The 14066-nt window shown below is 54.4% G+C and carries 18 protein-coding genes and 2 tRNA genes; 5 read left to right on the top strand and 15 right to left on the bottom strand.

Going from position 1 to position 14066, the window contains the following annotated elements:
* Positions 1 to 35: 35 nt before the first annotated feature.
* The 4 genes from C489_RS02125 to C489_RS02110 form a co-directional block, all read right to left on the bottom strand.
* Entirely contained in the window at positions 36 to 620 is a 585-nt protein-coding gene (locus C489_RS02125) for a GNAT family N-acetyltransferase (RefSeq protein WP_006429467.1), read from the bottom strand.
* Between the two features lie 276 nt (positions 621 to 896).
* Positions 897 to 967, bottom strand: a tRNA-Gly gene (locus C489_RS02120).
* Between the two features lie 172 nt (positions 968 to 1139).
* The gene (locus tag C489_RS02115; RefSeq protein ID WP_006429466.1) at positions 1140 to 2084 is read right to left on the bottom strand and encodes a WD40/YVTN/BNR-like repeat-containing protein; all 945 of its coding nucleotides are present in this window, start codon (positions 2082 to 2084) and stop codon (positions 1140 to 1142) included.
* Positions 2085 to 2393: 309 nt separating this feature from the next.
* Positions 2394 to 3077, bottom strand: a complete 684-nt coding sequence (locus C489_RS02110) for a class I SAM-dependent methyltransferase (protein ID WP_006429465.1) — start codon at positions 3075 to 3077, stop codon at positions 2394 to 2396.
* Between the two features lie 318 nt (positions 3078 to 3395).
* On the opposite strand from C489_RS02110, the gene C489_RS02105 reads away from it, so the two are divergent.
* A tRNA-Ala gene (locus C489_RS02105) sits at positions 3396 to 3467 on the top strand.
* A 114-nt stretch (positions 3468 to 3581) separates the two neighbouring features.
* Here the strand turns inward: C489_RS02105 and C489_RS02100 are convergent.
* From C489_RS02100 to C489_RS20595, 6 genes are all read right to left on the bottom strand, one after another.
* Positions 3582 to 4589, bottom strand: a complete 1008-nt coding sequence (locus C489_RS02100; RefSeq protein WP_006429464.1) for a tyrosine-type recombinase/integrase — start codon at positions 4587 to 4589, stop codon at positions 3582 to 3584.
* Positions 4586 to 5365: a hypothetical protein gene (locus C489_RS02095; RefSeq protein WP_006429463.1), complete on the bottom strand. Its 780-nt coding sequence runs from the start codon at positions 5363 to 5365 to the stop codon at positions 4586 to 4588. The genes C489_RS02100 and C489_RS02095 overlap by 4 nt, the downstream gene beginning before the upstream one ends.
* A gap of 103 nt (positions 5366 to 5468) precedes the next feature.
* Positions 5469 to 5714, bottom strand: a complete 246-nt coding sequence (locus C489_RS02090; RefSeq protein WP_006429462.1) for a DUF7389 domain-containing protein — start codon at positions 5712 to 5714, stop codon at positions 5469 to 5471.
* Complete coding sequence (locus tag C489_RS02085) at positions 5711 to 5926, bottom strand: hypothetical protein (RefSeq protein ID WP_006429461.1); 216 nt, start codon at positions 5924 to 5926, stop codon at positions 5711 to 5713. Before C489_RS02085 ends, C489_RS02090 begins: the two co-directional genes overlap by 4 nt.
* Positions 5913 to 6233, bottom strand: a complete 321-nt coding sequence (locus C489_RS02080; protein WP_006429460.1) for a hypothetical protein — start codon at positions 6231 to 6233, stop codon at positions 5913 to 5915. Before C489_RS02080 ends, C489_RS02085 begins: the two co-directional genes overlap by 14 nt.
* Positions 6230 to 6811: a helix-turn-helix transcriptional regulator gene (locus C489_RS20595; protein WP_152423088.1), complete on the bottom strand. Its 582-nt coding sequence runs from the start codon at positions 6809 to 6811 to the stop codon at positions 6230 to 6232. The genes C489_RS02080 and C489_RS20595 overlap by 4 nt, the downstream gene beginning before the upstream one ends.
* Before the next feature lie 208 nt (positions 6812 to 7019).
* Here C489_RS20595 and C489_RS02070 point away from each other — a divergent pair, with 208 nt between their 5' ends.
* Positions 7020 to 7331, top strand: a complete 312-nt coding sequence (locus C489_RS02070) for a winged helix-turn-helix domain-containing protein (protein WP_049890508.1) — start codon at positions 7020 to 7022, stop codon at positions 7329 to 7331.
* Between the two features lie 352 nt (positions 7332 to 7683).
* Here the strand turns inward: C489_RS02070 and C489_RS21425 are convergent, their stop codons facing one another.
* The 4 genes from C489_RS21425 to C489_RS02055 form a co-directional block, all read right to left on the bottom strand.
* Positions 7684 to 8409 (bottom strand): hypothetical protein, encoded by a 726-nt coding sequence (locus C489_RS21425; protein WP_152423087.1) that lies wholly within the window; start codon positions 8407 to 8409, stop codon positions 7684 to 7686.
* Positions 8406 to 9185, bottom strand: coding sequence for a hypothetical protein (locus tag C489_RS21420; RefSeq protein ID WP_152423086.1), 780 nt, complete (start codon positions 9183 to 9185; stop codon positions 8406 to 8408). The genes C489_RS21425 and C489_RS21420 overlap by 4 nt, the downstream gene beginning before the upstream one ends.
* 95 nt (positions 9186 to 9280) lie before the next feature.
* Positions 9281 to 10273, bottom strand: a complete 993-nt coding sequence (locus C489_RS21415; protein ID WP_152423085.1) for a hypothetical protein — start codon at positions 10271 to 10273, stop codon at positions 9281 to 9283.
* A 71-nt stretch (positions 10274 to 10344) separates the two neighbouring features.
* Complete coding sequence (locus C489_RS02055; RefSeq protein WP_049890506.1) at positions 10345 to 10998, bottom strand: tyrosine-type recombinase/integrase; 654 nt, start codon at positions 10996 to 10998, stop codon at positions 10345 to 10347.
* Between the two features lie 184 nt (positions 10999 to 11182).
* Between C489_RS02055 and C489_RS02050 the strand changes: the two genes are divergently transcribed.
* The 3 genes from C489_RS02050 to C489_RS21405 all read left to right on the top strand — a co-directional run bounded on the left by C489_RS02050 (position 11183) and on the right by C489_RS21405 (position 13583).
* Positions 11183 to 11998, top strand: coding sequence for an HNH endonuclease (locus C489_RS02050; RefSeq protein ID WP_006429454.1), 816 nt, complete (start codon positions 11183 to 11185; stop codon positions 11996 to 11998).
* 157 nt (positions 11999 to 12155) lie between these two features.
* Positions 12156 to 13100, top strand: a complete 945-nt coding sequence (locus C489_RS21410) for a hypothetical protein (protein ID WP_152423084.1) — start codon at positions 12156 to 12158, stop codon at positions 13098 to 13100.
* 132 nt (positions 13101 to 13232) lie between these two features.
* Entirely contained in the window at positions 13233 to 13583 is a 351-nt protein-coding gene (locus C489_RS21405; protein WP_152423083.1) for an RNA-binding domain-containing protein, read from the top strand.
* On the opposite strand, the gene C489_RS21400 is transcribed toward C489_RS21405, so the two are convergent.
* Entirely contained in the window at positions 13563 to 13979 is a 417-nt protein-coding gene (locus C489_RS21400; RefSeq protein ID WP_152423082.1) for a hypothetical protein, read from the bottom strand. The genes C489_RS21405 and C489_RS21400 overlap by 21 nt on opposite strands.
* Between the last annotated feature and the right edge of the window lie 87 nt (positions 13980 to 14066).

Raw genomic sequence — 14066 nt, 5'->3', positions numbered from 1 at the left:
GGTGCTTTCCTTCTGCCGACCGATCGACTCGGTTCTCAGTCGTCGCGTGACTCGAGGCCGGGCGGCTCGCTGTCACGCCGCGATTCGAGGAACTCCTCCTCGTCCGCAGAAAGGTCGCGGTCGCGATACTCCTCGAGTCCCGCCTGATAGCGCTCGCGTTCGTCCCAGTTCGCATCGGCGTCCGGGGCTGAGTCCCCATCCGTGTCGAGGTTCGAGTCTGGGCTCGGATACTCGAGGATCAGTTCGGCGATGCCCGTCGTCTCGCCGGTATAGGCGAAGCCGCTCCGGTAGAGCGCCTCGTAGGCGAAGGGGTTGTTGACGGCGATCCGGAGCCGGTCGTAGCCGCGCTCGAGGGCCCGATCGCGGACCAGCCGGCAGAGCCGCGGGCCGATCCCCTCGCCACGGCGCTCGCGCTCGACGGTCACGTAGCGCAGCCACAGCGTGTCGCCGTCGGTGCGGTCCTCGTTGAACGCGACGGCCGCGACGATCCGGCCGTCCTCGGCTCGAGCCACCGCCTTCCCCGTGTTCGTCATAACGAACTTCCCGGCGTAGCTGAACCGTTCGTGATCGAGTCGGAGTTTGGGGCCATCGGGCGGCCACTCGAGCAGTTCGTACTCCACGGGAGCGCTTGGCGAGCGAGCCACTACAATGCACGGATCGGGCCGTTCCGCGTCGGCTTCGGCACGGCTCCGTCCCAGTTCAGTGACACCAAAGGGGTCGGCATAGTCGGGTCATTGCTGGAAAGCCGGAAATCAACGGAGAACAGGCTGTGGAGTGCGCAGACCGGGATTTGAACCCGACTGCGAGACGATCATCCTCGCGTCGCTCGGGTGCTGCGACTCGCGTACTTCAAATCCCTCTCGCGCATTTTCTCCTCGCGTGCGCTCGTCGAAAAGTGCGCGGACCGGGATTTGAACCCGGGCCATGAGCTTGGAAGGCTCAGGTCCTACCACTAGACCATCCGCGCGCATCTTCGGGTTTTCGTCCCACGTTTAAGGCTCTTCCTTTTCCACTCGAGTCCCCGCTCGCGATTCGGTCGGTATCGGTGAGCGGTTCGCGGCAAAAAATGGCGTCGCATCGAGTCGTGGACGGATGGGTGCGACTACGAGATGTCTGCGACAGGTCGGCGATCGGAAACGCTATCGCTCGAGCAGGGCACCTGAGGAGCCGACCACGATGTCGACGGAACCGGTGGCGACGGCTTGGAGGTTCTCGCCGACCGGCGTCGTGTTCTGAACCCACTTGCCGTCCTCGAGTTCGAAGACCGCGCCGCCGCTGCCGACCGTGTAGCCGGTGCCGGCGTCGGTCTCGATGTCGAAGAGGGCCGCGTCGCCGAGACTCTCGGGGATCCAGCGACTGCCGGTGTAGTCGAAGACGGACGCGTTACCGCCGCTGACGTAGACGTCGTCCGCGGCGTCGCTGTCGAGGCCGTAGTAGGTGACGCCGGCGTCCTCGATACCGATCGGGTTCCAGGTGACGCCGTCGTCGGTGGCGAAGACCTTCCCGTTGGTGTCGATGACGTGGCCCGCGCCGTCGGCGTAGAATTCGATGGCGTTCAATCCGGAGCCGCTGCCCGGCACCTCGTAGTTCCAGGTCCCTTCCTTGCCGTTATCGAAGCTGTAGTGGACGGCACCGGAATCGTCGGCCACGTACACGTCGGCCTCGCCCGCGGTTCCGGTGACGGCGATGTCGTTGAAGTTCGCCGTGTAGTCGTTGGGTGCCGAGCGGTCGATCAGGTTGCCAGTCGTCACGTCGTACTCACCGATCGCGCCGCTCGAGCCGACGAGCCAGAGGCGCTCGCCGTCGTCGGTGGTGTCGACGCCGTAGAGGTCGTTGCCGTTGCCGGTGGGTCCGCCCTGGAGGACGACCTCCCAGCCGTTGGCGGTGCGTTCGATGGCCAGCCCACCGCCCGCGACCGCGTGCGGGTTCGTCGCCGTGTAGGCGACGTCGTGGATCGTGCTGTCGACCGGGGTCTCGACGACCGTCCAGTCGGACTCGGCGGCGGAAACCGTCGCGGGAACGGTAGCTGCGGCAAGCGATGCGCCTGCGGCCTTCAGTGCCGAACGTCGGGTGAGACGCGTCATAGCGCATCCGGTGCTGGCGGCGAGACGATCATAAAAGCCGGACGTTCTTCAGACCATTCCATTCCATTCCGGACGTTTCATTCCATTTTACTCCGTTCTCAGTGACTGATACTCGGCCGGAGATTCGGTGCGTAACTGGGCTAAAACGCGAAAATTCTTTCCAATGGTGATTGGGATTGGTTCTCGCCGGGAAGACCAACACGTCCCGTGGCCATCAGCGGTACGGACACCGAAACGACACAGCGGAACCCCGCTCGAGCGAGCGGTCGACGCCGCGCGCGGAGCCCACACCGGCCGCGACCCAGCGCGCTACCGACCCCGTGATCGGTCGTCGCCCGCCACCGTCGCGTAACAGTTGCCACTCGAGAGTTCCCACTCGCGGAGTTCAAGATTGCTGTCTTCGAGATCGGCCTCGAACTCGTCGGGTGCGTAGATGTGGTAGAAGCGGTCGACCGGTTCGCCGCCGGGGAGGGTCCACTCGACCGTCGTATCGAACCCCTCGGTCGCGTCGAACCGGTCGTGGGCGGTCGACCACGCACTGACCAGCGCGCGGCCGTCCGGCGACAGCACCCGCGCGAGTTCGTCTAAACTGGCTCGGCGGGCGGCCCGCGTCGGCAGGTGATGCAGCGTCGCAACGTAGACCGCGACGTCGATCGCGTCGTCGGCCAGTGGTAGGCTCGCCGCATCGCCCTGTACCAGTTCGACGTCGAACTCGCGCTCGAGCGCACGGGTTCGCCCCGTCTCGATCAGCCCGCGGCTGACGTCGAGGCCGACGACGGACTCGCAGTCGGCAGCGAGGAGTTCGGCGTGTCGACAATTCCCACAGCCGAGATCGAGCCCGACGCCGCTGCTCTCGCGGTCGGTCGCACTCGTGACGAAGGATTCGACTTCGGGCCACGCGTACTCCCGCGTGGACGCGAAGTGTGTCGCGATCCGGTCGTAGGTGTCGCGCACGTCGTCTCGGCTGTGTGCTCGCTCCTGATCCCCGGCCATCGTCGGATTTCGTCGGGGTGTCCGGAAAAAGCGTTCGCAAAGCCGCTCGGATTTCCGCGAGTTCCCTCGGCGAGCGGCTGTTGTGTGTCACTGCTGTGGGTCTCAGAGCCGACGCGCTTCGTCGAGTCGGCAGCACAGGGCCCCTGTGCCCCATCGGGCCTCGAGACTGACGGTGGCGACCGGCTCGTTATATTGTAGACACACTGGCAGACTCGAGTCGGGGTCGCGGCGTGGCGACGAGAATGTGGGACCGTGACGGGGACTCGAGGAATTCGAGGGGTTTATCTATTCCCGACGGAAACTATAGGATGCGTACGAGGGCTCGTAGATCAGGGGTAGATCACTCCCTTGGCATGGGAGAGGCCCCGGGTTCAAATCCCGGCGAGTCCACTCGAAATTTTTCGTTTCAGGCCTTCTACTTGCTGAATTCCGTTCCCTAAGGGTGTTCTGACGGCTATCGATACGACAGTGCTGACAGCGGCTTGCTTGAGAGTCATGTTCCTGTTATAGGTCTTCGATGAAGTCGCGTCGCTGTTCCATCTTCTCACGGTCTGTACGGCGGTCGTAGTGGCGATCGAGAACTTCCGAGGACACGTCACAGCGGTCGCTGACGATTTTCTCGGGGATGTCCTCGCGGAGCTGGTACGTGATCGCCCCGCGCCGGATCGTGTGCGGCGAGAGACTGCTCGGGCAGTCGTAGTAGTGCCCATACTCCGTGGCTTCGCAGTCGTTCGGATCACGGTCGTGGGGACACCCCTCGATCATGCAGGGCTGTGTAAGTCGATATACCTCCGACCGGATCTGGCCGGAACTCAGCCGGCCCTGATCGCTCGTTACCAGCGGCTCGCGGCCGTGGTCGTCCACGACATCGTGGCGGTGGAAGCGGATGTACTCGTCGAGGACATCGCAGTAGTAGTCGTCGAGTGCGATCGCCCGCTCGGCCGGCTCCTGATTCTTGAGCGGCGTGTCAGTATCTGGCCGGTGGCGGAGCCAGAAGCACTGGTCCCCGGGCTCGTAGTCCTCGAGATCCACTGCTCGAAGACTTCCGAGGCGGATCCCCGTGTGCCAGAGGATCGCCATGATCACGTGCTCGCGGCTCGCGCGCTTGTACCGCTCGAGGTAGCCGATGATCTTGTGGGCACGATCGGCGTCGAGCATCTCGTCGCGCGCTTCATCACCGCGGTCGACGTCCGGCAGCTTCACTCGCTCGCGCATCCCCGGTTCGACGGCATCGATGGACGCACAGAACTCGAGGAACACGCGCAGCGTTGCGAGCTGCCCGCGGAGCGTGACGATGTTCACGTCCTGTTGTCGCCACACCCGGTAGCGGTGAAGATCCCGGCCGGTGAGTTCGTTGAGGTTGTCGATTCCAACCTCGTTGCACCACTCGACGAAGGCATTCAGACGGTACTTGTGGTTCTGCAGCGTCTTCGCGCTGATCTCGAGTTCGCGGTGTGAGACGTAGAGGTCGACCGCCTCTCGGGGCGAGATCGGCTCGAGGTCGTCGCTCATCGGCCACCTCCGTCGGTTCGGACAGCTACCTCATCGAGACCGGACTGGGCTTCTCCACGAAGATCCTCCGGTTGCGGTTGTTCCGCGTAGGGCGAGAACTTCCGAAGATCCTCGACCAGCTGAGCGGCAGCGCGTGCGGCGACGACCGACATCCGCTCTTTCCCTGGTGCGACATCGGTCCCGTTGGCGCTTTGGATCGGCGTCGAGTAGTCGATCGAATCGAGCAGTTTAGGATCCGTTCGGATCGCTTCGGCTATCGCATCCGTTGCGCCGTACCCGAGTCCGTGCAGGTGGACATCAGCACCAGCGACATCTCGAACGCACCGTGCGGCCTCGATTCGCGTTTCATTGCCAGCGTCTTTCACACCGCCGACAGCGTACACGTCGACCTGCCCCTCGAGTTCGAGGAAACACTCGTCGTGTGGCGGTTGGAGCGGAGCGATTACCTTCCCGTCGTACGGGTGGTCGTCGTAGAGTTCGATCCCCTCGAGGATCGCGGTGACCGTCTCGTCCTTGTCGTGCCAGACATCAGCGAGAACGACCATCTCTGCGTCCATCGCGTACGCCGTATCGAGTGCGTCCTCGTTAGTGATCGACTCGTCCTTGAACGATGAGTCAACGACGTAGCTCTCACAGGCGTTGCGATGGCGCTCGCTCGCTTCGTGGACGGGCTGCATCCGCCATGGCCAGTAGATACGAGCCCCGTCAACAGCGGACAGATACAGGTCGACGTGAGCCGCGTCGACGAGACGCCGCAGGTACTCATCACGGATCATGACTCGAGTACCTCTACGGTATCACAGTCGTCACAGAGGTAGCCAGCACCGAGGTCCTGGCCACACTCTCGACAGTGATCTGGATCGGTGGAATGTTGATCGTTCATGCTTCCATCTCCCCGAGTTCAGACTGATCGTCGGCGAGCCGGCGACGCCCTTGAGAGTTCTCCGGCTGAATGTTCCGGACCTCGTCGGCCCAATCCTCCAGCTGCCGGCGGACACGCTCGAGTTTGTCCTCGAGTTCGTCGACGGACTCGGCGCTCACCTCGGCGCGGATCTTGTCGCGATCGTCGGTCGACGTGCCTCGCGTGAGTTCGGTTGTGATCGAGATCGCGTCGTCGTCGCTCATGCTGTTACTCTCCGTGTCGCGTAGTTCTGGAGTTTGCAGAAGACGCCACCGCGCCGGAGTTCTCTGCCGTCATCGGTGTAGACGATGTGACCACCGGAATGACACTCGCTACAGCGGTAGCAGGTCGTGTTTGTCGAACCCCAGGTGGTTCGCCACGCGGTCGCGCCGCAGGTCTTGCAGGTGACCGTCTCGGGGTCGTCACGCATCGCCATCACCGTCCTCAACGATCAGGTCCTCGAGGTCGCTTCGATCGGCGGCGTGTTCCTCGTCTGCGAGCCCTTCGGTGAACGTCGCGACTTCGTCGCGGAACAGGCGGAAGAACTCGCGCGTGCTTTCCTCCGAGCGGACCTGCGAATGCTGCTTTGTGATCGAGGCGACCATCGACTCGAAGATCTGGTCTTCGTCCTCGAGCACGTCGATCCCGTCAGAGAGTCGCCGGTAGGCGAGCATCTTCTGGAACCCGCGGGTGTTGACAACGGCCTCGATCTCCTCGTCGGAGAGTGCCGTGACTTCGATCACGCCTCCTCACCTCCGTCGGTCGCGGCGATCTCGATCCCGCAGGCGTCCGCGCGTCGGTGAACGCTCTCCCCAAGCATCGCCTCGGCGTCGGCCGTCAGCGTGTAGCTGTTCGTCCGACCGTCGAGTTCGTCGCGCTCGAGGAGATCGTCGTCGATCAGTCTATCGAGGTTCTGGTACAGCCGGCTGTGACCGATCTCGCCGTAGTATTCCTGAAGGTCGTCTTTGATCGCGAGCCCGTAGGGGTCCTTTCCGACCGACTCGAGTCCAGCGATCGCCTCGAGAATATCGCGCTGGAACCCGGAGAGGTCGCCCCAGGCGATGCCGCCGTCAGCGACCAGTTCGGGCTCGGCTTCGTAGTCCTCAGCGAGTTCGTTCGCTTGCTGCCGACCTTCAGGCGAGCCCGATGCAGGGCCACCGTCAGCTCGGAGGTGCGCACAGGAGCGACAGACCGGTTCGTTGCTCCGAGCGTCGTAGCCGTCCGCTCGAGCACCGCAGGCGCAGCGAGCGTCAGACCTTTTGGCTATCGATGTCTCTTGCCGTTCGTGGGGCGCTGACCCCACGTGAGTTCCGCAATTCATTGTGGATTCCGGAGCTACCTTCTGGGCGGCGCGCCAACGCCGCCCGGTCTCACATACCAACAAGAGTCATCTTCAGCCGAGTTGGTAGCTCCGTGATTGGCCCAAAGAACGCTGATTACATATATGTAACGATGGAACTGATAAGGAGTACCACTCCTATTAAGCATAATTCCAAACAAAAAGGGGAATGTCGTACTAAGAGGAGGTAATGAGAGAGTCGGGGACATGGATGACGATCTGGGATGATCGCATCCTCGAGTACCTCCGCGAAAACGACGGAGCGACAGTTGGAGAACTAACCGATAGTGAGAGCATCCGAGTCTCGAACGCACATGTCTCTCGACGGTGCAAAAAGCTCGCAGAGCATGGAATGCTGACTCCGATCGGAAACGGTGCATACGTCATCACAGAGAGGGGAGAAGCCTACCTCCGTGAAGAGTACGACGCCGAAAACGAGACCTACCTCAACGGCGGCGACTCGAGAGATGGACCGAGCGCCAGTGGAACCACCCAACCCTAATGAGCCGAAAGCCCGCCTGCTGGATGTGTTCGCTTGATGAACGGATTCTTGAGCATCTCTCGGAGGATTCGTGGTCGACACCGCGGCATATGTCTCAGGCCGTCAAACTCACTGCATCACGTGGGCGGGTTGAAGAACGTTGCCAGCTCCTTTCTCAGGTTGGGTTGGTTGCCCCTATCTTCGAAGACAGTAATATGTACGAAATCACGTGGGAGGGGCAGGAATATCTGGATGGAGAACTTGATGTCGAGAATCGGCCAAAGCCATCCGCTCAAACTCTACATAGTTGATTGGAATCCAAGAATTCTGCTGAGGGACTGCCACTCGAGAAGGTGACTACCCCAATTAAACACTAATCCTGTGGTGAAGGCATCAAACGAACTTTCAGTAGTTCTCTATTTCCGCCCTCATCGAAAAATATAATGAACCTACCTTCTGGACCAACTCCAGATGCCTCTTCTAAGAAGAGGGTAAGAAGAAAACTATCTCGCCCTGGGGGAGAACGACCTTTTATCGTAGCCTTATCAACTAGTTCTGCTTCAGAAACCGTCGTCTGGATTGATCCTGGGTTTACTCCATCAGGCACCTTTAAATCCATCTGGAACTCGTCTATATGAGACCCAGTAGTTACATCTATATTTAAAGAGTATTTTCCATTCTCGTCTGGATAGGCAATATTCTGTTTTTCCTCACTGTATGAATCTATGCCAGACACTATTGTCGGTTTATAATCGCAATTCAGATTGAATGGGGAATTTCTATAAAAGTAATAACCAGATGGGGTGAAAAACACCCCAAGTATAAGCATACTGGTCCAAAAGGTTTCCACATTACCAATAACAAGGCCAATTATGGATGCAAAGAACGTGGTTAACCACCACCAGCTAGTCTCTCTGTAATGCCTTATAAATCCTCTAACCTCATAATCAAATTCATTGAAACTACTAACTGGTTCGAGTAAATACCAAACACAGACGTAAGATACTATTATTATGAGATACAAAAAAACAGCAAAGGCCACAGAGGAAGCGTGTGGGCCGATATTAATCCCGATACAATCTAAAATATCCTCGATCACAGTTCGTGATCATTCGACTGAAATAGTACGTCTCGTTCAAACAGTTGTAGCAGATATTCTTTTGCTATATCAATATCTGCATCAAGCTGTAACGAGCCACGCTTGAATGAAATCTCAGCCAGTTCTTTATTATACCAAAATCCAGCCTTAAATTCTTCAATAGAAGTCTCAAACCAGTCAATGTCTAATTCATGGATAGATTCCAAGCTTTCTGGCAGATCGTGCTTGTTGACTACGGAAATAAGTGCCTCTTTTTCAAAAGAGGAGAGATCACTTTCTTCGATTGTGGTAATCGGGTCTTCTCTGCCGACTAATTGGGGTAACAATGTAGCGTCATACTGACCCTCTGGAGCTCGGACTACAAGCTTGTCTATCACATCTGCATTGTCTAAAAACTCCCAAATAGAGCGGCGATCGAGGGATAGCGAATCATAGATTTCTGCTGACTCAGAAATGAAATTGTTAATATCATCAAACACCTCTCTTGCACGAGGACGATCTGTCTGGGTGTTCAACAAAAATAACCCTGATGCCGTCCTATATTCGTAATCGCCTCGCACAGTGTGGCTGCCTCCACGGCGACCGGGAAGATCATAGCTGAAGGTACCAGAGAGTTTTAACTGGCCTTCGTATGGGTAGCGTTTTACTTCTTGTAGGGATCGGATATTTTCTCGAGTTACAGATTCAATGTGGACGTTCGTCTCTCGCTGAGCTAGCAACTGCTCCGACCAGAACCGGTCAAGGTTTTCTGATCGGCCGAGTTTGCTACTTGACATGGTCGGAGTGGCGTGGATCGCTCAGCTTTTCCTTATCTATAGTTTGCGTCTGGATACTTAATTATGTGGTGTTTCAGGGTTTAACACCCGTATACCTAATCTTCTCGTTTGCCACGATATTCCTCTTTGATATTCTCAGGATCATATTGGTGATCCCAGCCTTCTTCTTCAGCAACATTGCTTAAGTCGTCGAAGAACGACGGTGGCGGATAACGATCGTTGCTTGGTAAGCCCTCCCAGACATTGTACAATCTAATCAACTCTGTCAAAAATTGAAGGGCTATTCCCATCCTTCTAAGATGGCTGAGACCACTGAGAGGACTATCGGAAACCTTTATATGGACTTTTCCACCATGCTCGATTTCCGCATTCACTTTGTGCTTGCCCATGAGGAAGCTTCCCTGAATTGCTTGAATCTTTTTCCCAGCCAAAACAGGAGCAATCAGCATAAGTGATCGGAGAATGTTCTCAGATCCCTCTACTCGTACCCTCTTCCCCAAATTATCTTCATGTTCACCGATTGTTTTCCCACGAGTGAGTTTTCTCACTCGAAGATCAGAGCTTAGGTCTTCTTTGTTGTATTTTTTATATAGCACCCACAAGAAGAAATCAAAGTTGAAATTAACCGGATCTAGATAGAGTGAACCTGACAGGCCTGCTTGAAGCGACTCGCGTTTGCGTCCTAAAAGCTGTTTGTCCCCCCGGAACATCATAATCTGGCTATCTGAATCCCAAAATATGTCTACTTCATCATGATAATCCTTGTAAAATATCTGTTCATTAGCATTTTCATCATATCCCCACTCTTCCACCCAATCTTCATCGACATATTTGAAAGACCTGATACTATTGGCAAAATCTTGGAAATCAGTCCCGATCTCACTCAGGTTCTGAAACATGCTTGGAAGATTTGTTCGCTCAAACCCAGCATCTGGATCATTCGGAGAACCACCTTCATACAGGGGAAAAGATCCAATAACATCTTCAATAGTTACACCGTCAGATACTACTTCAGTATTAAATAACTCATTAAAAACTAACCACCCATCATATGTATATTGGTCTTCAACAAAACTTTCATCTGTCATATCTGCCGTGTATGAGGTGAACTCACATAAAACACTAGCTGATATTGATAATATAGTCCAGTATATGCTCGTCAGATTGAGTTTGTAATAAGAGAATCGGGACCATTCTTTTCCCTACTTTCTCTGCCAGGTTTAGACAAATAATTTACTTTCCCACGCTCCCGCCGAATCGCCTCCGGCGAGAACTCACCGAGATAGTGCCGCCGGAACGTCTCCCAGTCGTCCCATCCGCCCCAGTCCATCACGACCGACGGAAGTACGCCCTGTTCGAGCAGATTCGTCCCCCATGTCCGCCGAAGGTCGTGGACGTCGAGGAATGACCAGCCGCGATCTCCGCTCTCGGCGTGGAGTCGTTCGGCAGCTCGCTGTACCCAGCGGTAGACCGTCTTGTCGGTAACGTCAACGATCGACTCGTCCGGTGCGATTCCGGCGGCGTCGGTGTGGGCGTCGATGTACGTCGCCAGCTGATCGGGGACCGGTGGCTCGCGGTAGTGTTCCTGTTTCGCAACGTCCTCCCAGACGCGCAGGTGCGTCCCGGTCGGCGTCTCGACGACATCGGCAGGCGTTATCTGGACGATCTCACAGCGGCGGAGTCCACATCGACCGGCGAGCAGGAACGCGATCATTTGGCGGTTATCTTCCGCCTTGTCGATCACAGCCTGCAGTTCATCTTCACTCAACCATACGCGCTTCCCTTCGCGTTGCGGGTAAGGTTTCAGCCTCATCGCTGTCCTCGATCCTCAGTTTTAGCCCAACAAACCATGAAGAATGGGGTTATCAGTACGGAAATCGGCCCCAATCTCGGAGTGAATTGTCCGCGAAGACCGGCTTCGAGGACATAGTCGAAGATTCTGCCATAGGATGAACCCGACAGGAAAGTATGAAGTTCAGTGAACCGAGTGGAGGTCTATGGAAGGACTTCCGTTCGAGATTGGGCAGGCATACCACCGGGTCGAGGATATTCACGAAAAGTTCGGCGGAAACAGATATAGTGGAATCGCACCGTGTGCGGATCATCCGTACGTATTCATCTTTTTCGGCGAATCCGGGGAATGGCACGGGTACGATGACGAACTCCTCGATGATGGGAGGCTACTCTATACCGGAGAAGGGCGGGATGGAGATATGGAGATGGACGCCGGAAACGCAGCTATCCGGGATCACGCAGAAAATAATGACAAGATCCATGTCTTCGAAAGCGGCGAAGGCGCGTGGGAAGTGTCCTACGTCGGCCAGTTCGAATATGAGGATCATTACTGGACGCGTCTCCCAGACCGGAGCGACAATATGCGCGATGCAGTTCGATTCGAACTCGTCCCCGCTGGTGGTGTAGAAATCGATACTGGGGTCACGAGCCTGGATGATATCTCCGTGGACGAGCTATACGATCAAGCCGAGGCAAGTGTGAACGGCGAAGGCCGAACGACAAGCGAATCACAATCTCGCACCACGTATCCGCGATCGGAGGTCGTTAGGAAATACGCGCTTCGAGTCGCTGACGGTGTCTGTCAAGGCTGTGGCGACGATGCTCCGTTTCTTACTGCCGATGGAGAACCCTTCCTCGAGGTGCACCATCTTCGCCGACGCAGTGACGGTGGGGCAGACCACCCAAAGAATGTGATCGCACTATGTCCAAACTGTCATCAACGGGTCCACCAGGGACGTAATGGAGACGAATTCAATCAGAAACTGATCGGCAGAGTAGAGGAATTACACTCGAAGTAGTCGATTGTCCTCGAAGAGTGGATTCACGGACATCTCGTATCGAACCATAACTACCACTGATGCACCCGCTTATGGTCACAATTTATTTGTCGTGAAAAAACTGGCATTTGGCCGGAATGACGTTACCATTATAAACATATCAGAAGTAAAGTGGAGTATGGAAAAGGAAGAAAGGTTTTCATACGAGGGGTATTTGATATTCACCGAATTATTTGACATACCAGAAGAATTAGAGGGGAATATAGGGAATTTTTTGCCAGAATACAATCCAGAAACACCAGGTGATGGATTCGAGCAGATTAACCTTCGTGACTATTACTTGCGATCCCCTCGTATCCTCGATATAGATGAATCTTGGTTATCAGAGACAGAGGCTTACAGATATTCATATGAAAATCTTATAAAAGCAGATGCATATGTGGATGGAGAATTAAGAACAGTCGATATTCCAGAGAGGAAGACGGCTGATCTCTACTCTTCATCTGGATACCTGTTCGTTCGTGGTGATACGAAAACGACTACTAAACTTAAGAATAGAATTCAAGAAAGCCTATATCCAGAAAAACTAAACTCAATTGTGTTTGAGCCAGACTTTCTATTATGGTTATTATATCAGCACTATAATGGGGAGGGACTTGACTATCTAAGCATAAGGCAACTTACTGATGCGAAAGTCAGTGGTTCGGAAGATAACTTTGGCGAATTCAATAGTATCTCTGGATCAAAGAACCTTCTTCGATCTGCACCTATTTTAGAAGGAATTCTCACTGGCAAGAGCCTACAGATGGTTGGAGGTCACTTCTTGGCTGGTGATCACCACATCCGTGCCAGTTTGTCACACGACAAGATCCATGTGAAGATAACAGATGAAATGAACGATTTAACGGATATTGAACGAGTGGTATTATCCATTAAATTCGTTGACAGAATATGCCAACTCCATAGTGAATGGCACGAATTGAATCCAGATCACAAATATCCACCAACATCATTCTTCAAAGAAATAAGAAGCATGCTACAAGAGGAAGGTTTCTCGGTTAATTATCCTGTAAAGAGAACAATTGAAGAGTATAAGGAAAAAAGAGGAGGTGAATCCTTGTGACGGATCTCCTAGAAACTGAACCGTTTAACCTCTCTTCTGAGGAAGTTAAAGATCTCATCTCCAGAGAGCCAGGTGAACAGAATGAATTTTTTCCAAGTGCCTCTGCAGACCAAGAGTTAGCGATTACAGCAGGTGCAATGGCAAATATCGGTGGTGGATACATCNGGATACATCACTGTTGGTGTAACAAAGTCAGGAGAAGTCGCTGGATTAACTGAACCAACATTAGTTGATGAAATCGTCTATTCTGAAATATTTGAGTATATTGAGCGGCCAGACGACCTACTTCTGCGGAAGACATCATGTAAGATCGATGGAGATGATATTGTTGTTATTAAAGTCAGTGAGTTTGATGAACTTCCGGTCACCGTCCAAGGGCGGTTTTACACAAGGGCTGGGAGACAAAATAATATATTGAAGCCACCAGACGTACGCGATAAGATAAGAGATATTTTAGAGAACTCAGAAGAGACTTCCGGCTAGCTCGCTTACAATATTCGCCCCAAAGGAGAGCACTAGCAAAGATACTAAAATAAAAATAAAAAGGAAAGATAGATAGACGGTGTTCCTAATCTTTATTAGAACCATCACAAGAATCGCTCTTCGAGCAATACCCTTGCGTTTAGATTCAGTGTGGATTCTATAACCACCATCATTCGTTTGTGGACAATCACTCAATATATTTTCAATCATCCTATGTTGTCCTTGAGAAATAAACCCCAAATAGTGTGTATCAAAATCTGAAGAATCGAATTTAATATTGCCGCCTGATTTAGCATCTACATGGATGCCTCTATAATGTGAGAACAACACATTCCGTTTCCCCACCCCCTTTTTTATGCTGTTTACAATATTCAGAACGATTTCTTTCTTACTCATATCTGTAGATGGTCATTCAACCAGTATTATCATACCGGAATCTCATTCCAGATGTATCGCGAGCGCTTTAAAATACGGCTCTATTTT

This window comes from Natrinema versiforme JCM 10478, from assembly GCF_000337195.1.
In the GTDB taxonomy this organism is placed as follows: domain Archaea; phylum Halobacteriota; class Halobacteria; order Halobacteriales; family Natrialbaceae; genus Natrinema; species Natrinema versiforme.
Note: the sequence above shows the minus strand (reverse complement) of the source record. Positions and strands in the feature narration are given on the sequence as shown.

What these genes read in the sequence shown, in the direction of transcription:
- C489_RS02115 (WP_006429466.1), bottom strand. Translation starts at nt 2,084, where the DNA reads ATGACGCGTCTCACCCGACGTTCGGCACTGAAGGCCGCAGGCGCATCG.
- C489_RS02110 (WP_006429465.1), bottom strand. Translation starts at nt 3,077, where the DNA reads ATGGCCGGGGATCAGGAGCGAGCACACAGCCGAGACGACGTGCGCGAC.
- C489_RS02100 (WP_006429464.1), bottom strand. Translation starts at nt 4,589, where the DNA reads ATGAGCGACGACCTCGAGCCGATCTCGCCCCGAGAGGCGGTCGACCTC.
- C489_RS02095 (WP_006429463.1), bottom strand. Translation starts at nt 5,365, where the DNA reads ATGATCCGTGATGAGTACCTGCGGCGTCTCGTCGACGCGGCTCACGTC.
- C489_RS02090 (WP_006429462.1), bottom strand. Translation starts at nt 5,714, where the DNA reads ATGAGCGACGACGACGCGATCTCGATCACAACCGAACTCACGCGAGGC.
- C489_RS02085 (WP_006429461.1), bottom strand. Translation starts at nt 5,926, where the DNA reads ATGGCGATGCGTGACGACCCCGAGACGGTCACCTGCAAGACCTGCGGC.
- C489_RS20595 (WP_152423088.1), bottom strand. Translation starts at nt 6,811, where the DNA reads ATGAATTGCGGAACTCACGTGGGGTCAGCGCCCCACGAACGGCAAGAG.
- C489_RS02070 (WP_049890508.1), top strand. Translation starts at nt 7,020, where the DNA reads ATGAGAGAGTCGGGGACATGGATGACGATCTGGGATGATCGCATCCTC.
- C489_RS21420 (WP_152423086.1), bottom strand. Translation starts at nt 9,185, where the DNA reads ATGTCAAGTAGCAAACTCGGCCGATCAGAAAACCTTGACCGGTTCTGG.
- C489_RS21415 (WP_152423085.1), bottom strand. Translation starts at nt 10,273, where the DNA reads ATGACAGATGAAAGTTTTGTTGAAGACCAATATACATATGATGGGTGG.
- C489_RS02055 (WP_049890506.1), bottom strand. Translation starts at nt 10,998, where the DNA reads ATGAGGCTGAAACCTTACCCGCAACGCGAAGGGAAGCGCGTATGGTTG.
- C489_RS02050 (WP_006429454.1), top strand. Translation starts at nt 11,183, where the DNA reads ATGGAAGGACTTCCGTTCGAGATTGGGCAGGCATACCACCGGGTCGAG.
- C489_RS21410 (WP_152423084.1), top strand. Translation starts at nt 12,156, where the DNA reads ATGGAAAAGGAAGAAAGGTTTTCATACGAGGGGTATTTGATATTCACC.
- C489_RS21400 (WP_152423082.1), bottom strand. Translation starts at nt 13,979, where the DNA reads ATGAGTAAGAAAGAAATCGTTCTGAATATTGTAAACAGCATAAAAAAG.